We start from the raw sequence: 6,926 nt of genomic DNA on the forward strand, positions 1-6,926 counted from the left end.
TTTATTCTGTTTGTATCATTCTCTAGCGCTTTTGAGCCTACCGCTTGATGCTTCAAGCTCTCAAAAAGCAGCTTGGCTAAGTAGTGTTAACGCCAACCAAGAAAAGATGCAGAAATGGGCAGAACATGCTCCAATGAATTATCTACATAAGTTTTATCTGGTCGAGGCAGAAAAAGCGCGAGTCTTAGGGCAATTTTTTGAGGCTGAAGAGTTTTATGAACGCGCTATATCGGGTGCTTCTGAAAATGAGTTGATCCAAGAAGAAGCACTAGCTTATGAATTGACGGCTAAACATTATTTAGCACGAGGTCGGGAAAAAATTGCCCAAACATACATGAAAGAAGCCCATTACTGCTACGATCGCTGGGGTGCAAAAGCTAAAGTTAAAGATTTGGAAAATCGCTATCCGCAATTTTTTTCTCAGTTGTCTAAGGTAACTCTCACGTCAGTATCTACCACTTCTGAAACTAGCTCTAATCGCTCGGATACTGCTTTAGATTTAGCGGCGATAATGAAAGCTTCACAAGCGATTGCTCGTGAAATTGAACTAGAGCATTTGCTGCGTTCCTTAATGCAAATCTTAATTCAGAATGCTGGCGCACAAACCGGATATTTAATTCTAGAAAACTCAGGAGAGTGGGTAATTGAAGCGACTGGTCAACTAAATGATGGTGATGGTGAGAATGCCTATATTACGCAAGTGCTGCAATCCGTTCCAATTATAGATTGCTTGCCTGAATCAATTATTAATTATGTAATTCGTAGCCATGAAACTGTCATTTTAAACAATGCGATTGGTGAAGGAGCTTTTATCAATGAGTCATACATTCAACGCAACCAAACCAAATCTATTTTCTGTTTGCCACTACTCAATCAAGCTAAGCTAGTAGGTGTATTGTATTTAGAAAATCAATTAGCGGCTGGAACATTTACACCCGAGCGATCGCAAGTTCTGAATCTGTTATCTACCCAGGCGGCGATCGCTATTGAAAATGCCAAGCTCTACTCAAAACTACGTGAAGGCGAGAGTAGAATGAAACAATTTCTAGAAGCGGTTCCGGTGGGCATTGGAGTATTGAATGCGGCAGGTCGCCCCTACTACTTTAATCAGCAGGCAACTCAGCTATTGGGTAAGGGGATCGATCCTTCCCTAACACCGGATCGACTTGCAGAAGTTTATCAAACTTATCTGGCGGGAACCAAGCGAAAATATCCAACTGAGAAACTGCCGATTGTGCGGGCGTTGAGTGGTGAACGTACTAGAGTTGATGATGTAGAAATCCACCAAAACAACACCACAATTCCAGTTGAAGCATGGGGAACGCCAGTTTATGACGAACGGGGCAATATAGCTTATGCGATCGCAGCTTTTCAAGACATTACCGAGCGCAAACAAGCCGAGAAATTACTAGCCGATTACAACCGGACTTTAGAACAACAGGTTGCCCAACGAACCGCAGCGTTACGGAGAAGTGAAGCCAAGTTTCGCAATATCTTTGAAAACTCACAGGTTGGCATCTTCCGAAACCGCATCTCGGATGGATTAATTCTCAATGCCAACCAACGCCTTGCCAACCTATTGGGCTTTGATTCACCAGAGGAGATCGTTGGGCTAGAACACAGCATCGACTATTTTGTAAATCCCAGCGATCGCCAACAAGCCCATGAGTTGATGAAGCGGGATGGGGAACTGCGAAGCTATGAAGCACAACTGCGAAAACGAGATGGGACAGTTTTCTGGGGACTTACCTCTTCTTATCTGAATGCAGCCGATGGATACGTCGAAGGGGTGGTTGCGGATATTAGCGATCTCAAACAAGCAGAAGCCGCGTTGCGAGACTCTGAAGCAGAACTGCGGGCGATCGTTTCAGCCATTCCCGATCCGCTATGTATCTTCAATGCTGAAGGGCAATTGCTCTGCACAATCAAAGGAAATCCATCCTATGGAGAGGAGTGTACTGGCAAAACGCTGCATCAACTTTTTGCCAAAGAACAAGCCGATGAATTCCTGAATCACATTCAGCAGGTGCTGAGAACCCAACAAGTCCTCACCGTTGAATACAGTCACTGCTTTGCTGGGCGAGAAATCTGGTTTTCGGCTCGCATTGCCCCGATTCAGCACGAACAGGTGATTTGGCTGGCGCGAGATATTACGCTGCAAAAGCAAGCAGAAGCCGCCTCGATTTTAGAAGAACGTAACCGCATGGCACGCGAAATTCACGACACACTTGCTCAGGCGTTTACAGGCATTCTGGCTCAGGTAGGAGCCGCAAACCAAGTGCTAACGGACGATTTAGAAGCAACTGGGGCACATCTAGACCTGATCAAAGAATTGGCGCGAACTGGACTAAGTGAAGCGCGGCGATCCGTGATAGCGCTCCGTCCTCAGCTTTTGGAGTCGGGCAGTTTACAGAGCGCTCTACATCGTCTCGTCGCTCAAACCAGAGCTGCCGCAACTGATACCACTTTATATTATGAGATCGAGGGTGCAGTGTATTCTCTCCCTACTGAAGTAGAGAGTAACCTACTGCGGATTGGACAGGAAGCATTAACCAATGCGATCAGACACGCCAATGCTGACGAAATTCGAGTGGAGCTAGTCTACGATCGCGATCAATTTTGCTTGCGCGTGAAAGACAATGGGCAGGGCTTTGGAGTTGGGAGTGTTCCATCCTCTGATGGTTTTGGCTTATTAGGCATGAGCGAACGGGCAGAGCGCATCGGCGCACAACTAACGATTGGGAGTCAACCTGGGCAAGGAACAGAGATTATTGTCACCGTCAGTCGGGAGTAGCGTCACGATGAGCCAAGCCACAACCATTCGGGTTCTAATTGCGGACGATCATGCTATTTTTCGGCAAGGATTAGCCACGATTATTAGCCGTGACCCAGATATGACAGCGATCGCTCAAGCCGAAAATGGGTTCCAGGCGATCGCCTTATTTCGCCAACACCAACCAGATGTGACGCTGATGGATCTGCGAATGCCTGAAGTTGAAGGAGTTGAAGCGATTAGTGCCATTCGCGCTGAATCTAAATCTGCTCGGATTATTGTCCTAACCACGTATGATAGTGACGAAGATATTTATCGGGGATTGCAGGCAGGCGCAAAAGGATATCTGTTGAAAGAAACTGAACCTGACGAGCTTCTAAATGCTATTCGTACCGTTCATCGGGGTCAGAAGTATATTCCGCCCGATGTGGGAGCAAAGTTGGTACAGCGCCTCAGCAACCCAGAACTGAGTGAAAGAGAACTAGAAGTACTCCGCTCACTGGCACAGGGGATGAGTAATGCCGAGATTGCGGCGGCTTTGAGTATCGGTGAAGGCACTGTTAAATCTCATGTGAATCGGATTTTGAATAAGTTAGATGTCAGCGATCGTACCCAAGCTGTGATTGTTGCCGTTAAACGCGGCATTGTTAATTTGTAGGGTGTACTTTCGATCGAATTGAGATTCTAACTTGAGTTATAACCAGCCTTCTACTCCACGATGGCATGGTTGCTCTATCAATTTGTACTGTAAAAATTTTAACTTGCTATAGACGACAGCTTGAAAGCGATCTCCTATATTGAATCTATGCAAACAGTTATGCAATCAATGAACCCATGCAAGTCAATTGCAAGGTTAGACCGCTGTTCATCGTAGTACTACACATCGTTCAATGAAATTCGCCTTGAACGATTGACACGCAGCTAGTTTTTAGGAGGGACAAATGCCAATCACCGCTTTCAATAGTTTCACCGACGGCCTCGATCCTAATCGAAGGAGCCGCGAACACTTCATTACCAACACCAACTTGGAAGATGACCGCCTCTGGGTTCCTTATGCAGATGGTGTCTGGTTCCAGCCCTGCTGGTTCAACGTCACGTCTGGCGGATTCAGCGTAGTTCTGAAAGGTCTCCCCGGAGCCATGCTGGGCACTCATTACCACATGGGCACTGCTCATGCCTATACGATGCGTGGTCATTGGCGATACCTAGAGCATGACTGGGTGGCAAAGCCCGGAACGTTTATTTACGAACCTGCCGGTGAGGCTCACACGCTGGTTATCACCGAGGACTCACCAGAGCCGGCGATAATTCTTGTTATAGTTGAGGGTGGCCTGATCTATCTAAACAAGTCGGTCGACGGCGGCTTTGCTGCCTACGAGGATGGTTTCACCGCACTTGAGCTGACTCGGAAGTACTATCGTGAGGCCGGTCTAGATGTACGCCAACTGGACTTGCTCGTGCGCTAATTGACGACTCTGGCCTTGTGGCACGCGGTCTAACAACGGCATGCACCCGACCGCGAATAGCGCGGCTTTCATCCGCAAGATTGGATGCTTGTTTAGTTGTGTGCGCGGCGGGTGATGCCGGGCGTTACATGTTTGATGCAGATGTAAAAAAATGAACGACGATCGTAGCCACAGTTCCTTACTTGTACCACCTTCAACCCAAGATTGGATGCAAGGTGTGCTGAGTGCCAAGGTCGTGCTGGTGATGTATGGAGACTATCAATGCTCTAGAAGTGCGGACGTTTACAAGCTGATTAAAGCGATCGAACGAGAGCTTAGTGCTTCTTTTGGAGAGGATTATTTATGCTTTATCTTCCGTCATTTTCCGCAAGCACAGATTCATCCCCAAGCTCAACGGGCAGCCCAAGCCGCCCAAGCCGCCGCCACCCAGGGACAGTTTTGGTCAATGCACGACACTTTATTTGCTCATCAACAAAAGTTGGAGAATGGTTATCTTGTCGAGTACGCTAATGATTTAGGGCTTGATATTCCTCAGTTTCTCAAAGACTTGCACAAACAAGTGCATGTCAATCGCATCAATGAAGATATCGAAAGTGGATGCAAAAGTGGAATAACGGCTGCTCCAGTCCTATTTATCAATAACATTCGATATACCGGACGCTGGAGAATAACAGAGTTGATAGCAGCCATTGTTGCTGCAAGTCACTAAGCTCTTTTCATAACTCATCAACGTTAGGAATAGACGAAAGCAGTTTTGTTATTTCATTGAGGGTAGTTCTATGACGCATTTACTAGTACAAAGCAGAAATGATTCCGAGCATGAAGGTACACCTCAGACTGATTCTCTTCGCGACTCCTCGGTGAATCATACCCTGCCACGCGATCGCGCAAGAAGTTGCCCAGTTGCTGAAAACTTGCTTATCCAGTACAAGCTGATAACGTTCGCGCTCACGCCTTCGCAGACAACCTTTGCAACTCAACCGACCATATTGAAGCGTTCCGGTGCAGCGCGGTTGTTGGGCTGCGCTTTAACTTGCACATAAACTACTATCTATCCCAATGCTCTAGAGGCGACTTTGGCAATATTCTTCTAGATCGTCAATCATATCCAGAATTTCAACGAACCGAGAGCCAAAGGCAGTCAACTTATATTCCACTCGGGGCGGAATTTCTGGATAAGCAACTTTCTCGACAATACCAAAGTTGACAAGATCTACTAATCGCTCATTCAAAACCTTAGTGGTCAATCTCTCAGTTGCACGAGTCATTGCTCCTGGGCGGTTGATCCCTTGACGAATTAAGCGTAAAACCTCCAGCATCCATTTACAACCAAGAGTATGCTCTACGATATGAGCCACAGTTGGTTGAGAAGCAGGGATTTTTTTTGGCAAGTTACGGGATTGTGATAACTGCATTTGCGACTGAACAGTAACTACCTTACTAGATGGTGCTGACTTGCGGGACAAGAGAGAACCATTTACGTTGAATGGTATCGAAATACCTTTACCGTTGATTATAAAGCAAGGATGGTTAGCAGAGATGGAATGTATGAAAGCAGCCGTACTGACAACATTTGGTGGTGCTGAGAGTTTTGAGATTCAAACTGTGCCCAAGCCAATACCAAAACCTAATCAGGTTCTAGTAAGGGTGTGTGCGACATCGATCAATCCAGTTGATTATCAGACTCGCCGTGGTGATTACAAAGACTTGGTTCGATTACCAGCAATTATCGGAGTTGACATTTCAGGGGTGATTGAGACAGTTGGAGAGTCAGTGACAGACTTTGAGGTAGGAAACGAAGTTTATTACTCGCCGCAGATTTTTGGAGAATCTGGCAGCTATGCTCAATATCATGTTGCTGATGCAGGGATTGTTGCGCTTAAGCCTTCTAACTTGTCGCACATTGAAGCAGCGTGTTTTCCTCTCGCAGGAGGAACGGCTTGGGATTGTCTAGTGACGAGGGGCAATCTTCAAGTTGGGGAATCAGTTCTAATTCATGCGGGTGCTGGTGGCGTTGGTTCAATGGCGATTCAACTTGCAAAAGCGATGGGAGCCTATGTTTTTACAACATGCAGTTCTAAAAATCTCGATTTTGTCAAAAAACTTGGTGCAGATCGAGCCATTGATTACAAGAACGAAGATTACGCGGAAGTTATTGATCGGGAAACAAATGAGCTAGGTGTTGATTTAGTTTTGGATACGATCGGTGGGCAAACAATCCAGCGTAGCCCAGAAATTATTCGCCCATTTGGCAGGCTTGTGAGTATTGTAGACACTCAAACGCCGCAATCACTCATCGAAGCATGGGGCAAGAATATGACTATCCATTTTGTTCTCACGCCACAGTACCGAGCAAAATTAGATGCTTTGACAAAACTAATCGAGCGCACTCAGCTTCGCCCCGTCATTGATTCAACGCTGTCTTGGGAGCAGAGAATTCAAGCACATCAGCGTCTAGAGCGGGGGGGTACGCAAGGGAAAATTGTGCTGGAATTTACCAAAAGTTAGACTGTCCTCACCGATCGCTTTAAATCATCACCTGAAAAATAGCCCCAAGTAGCACAACTTCAAACATTCGCAAATACCTTGTGACTACCGCCTTCACCAGGAGATCGCACTATGAACATGCTTAACTTCAGGAACAGCATCCGCCTGCTTCTGATTGTCACTCTCTTTTTAGGAACTCT

General features: G+C 46.4%; 7 protein-coding genes. 6 read left to right on the top strand and 1 reads right to left on the bottom strand.

Features of this window, described 5'->3' with window-relative positions:
* Positions 1-133: 133 nt before the first annotated feature.
* From DSM107010_RS28205 to DSM107010_RS40140, 5 genes are all read left to right on the top strand, one after another.
* Positions 134-2,794 carry a PAS domain S-box protein gene (locus DSM107010_RS28205; protein WP_422387906.1) on the top strand — a complete coding sequence of 887 codons (2,661 nt, stop codon included), beginning with the start codon at positions 134-136 and terminating at the stop codon, positions 2,792-2,794.
* 7 nt (positions 2,795-2,801) lie between these two features.
* Entirely contained in the window at positions 2,802-3,431 is a 630-nt protein-coding gene (locus DSM107010_RS28210; protein WP_106170230.1) for a response regulator, read from the top strand.
* Between the two features lie 283 nt (positions 3,432-3,714).
* Positions 3,715-4,239, top strand: coding sequence for a 2,4'-dihydroxyacetophenone dioxygenase family protein (locus tag DSM107010_RS28215; RefSeq protein ID WP_106170232.1), 525 nt, complete (start codon positions 3,715-3,717; stop codon positions 4,237-4,239).
* 151 nt (positions 4,240-4,390) lie between these two features.
* On the top strand, positions 4,391-4,948 hold the full coding sequence (locus DSM107010_RS28220; RefSeq protein ID WP_106219005.1) for a DsbA family protein: 558 nt from the start codon (positions 4,391-4,393) through the stop codon (positions 4,946-4,948).
* Positions 4,949-5,018: 70 nt separating this feature from the next.
* On the top strand, positions 5,019-5,282 hold the full coding sequence (locus DSM107010_RS40140) for a hypothetical protein (RefSeq protein ID WP_181246381.1): 264 nt from the start codon (positions 5,019-5,021) through the stop codon (positions 5,280-5,282).
* Positions 5,283-5,303: 21 nt separating this feature from the next.
* On the opposite strand, the gene DSM107010_RS28225 is transcribed toward DSM107010_RS40140, so the two are convergent.
* Positions 5,304-5,654 (bottom strand): winged helix-turn-helix transcriptional regulator, encoded by a 351-nt coding sequence (locus DSM107010_RS28225; RefSeq protein WP_106168054.1) that lies wholly within the window; start codon positions 5,652-5,654, stop codon positions 5,304-5,306.
* A gap of 124 nt (positions 5,655-5,778) precedes the next feature.
* Between DSM107010_RS28225 and DSM107010_RS28230 the strand changes: the two genes are divergently transcribed.
* Positions 5,779-6,747, top strand: coding sequence for a zinc-dependent alcohol dehydrogenase family protein (locus tag DSM107010_RS28230; RefSeq protein WP_106168065.1), 969 nt, complete (start codon positions 5,779-5,781; stop codon positions 6,745-6,747).
* Positions 6,748-6,926 lie beyond the last annotated feature (179 nt).

This window comes from Chroococcidiopsis cubana SAG 39.79, from assembly GCF_003991895.1.
GTDB lineage: Bacteria > Cyanobacteriota > Cyanobacteriia > Cyanobacteriales > Chroococcidiopsidaceae > Chroococcidiopsis > Chroococcidiopsis thermalis.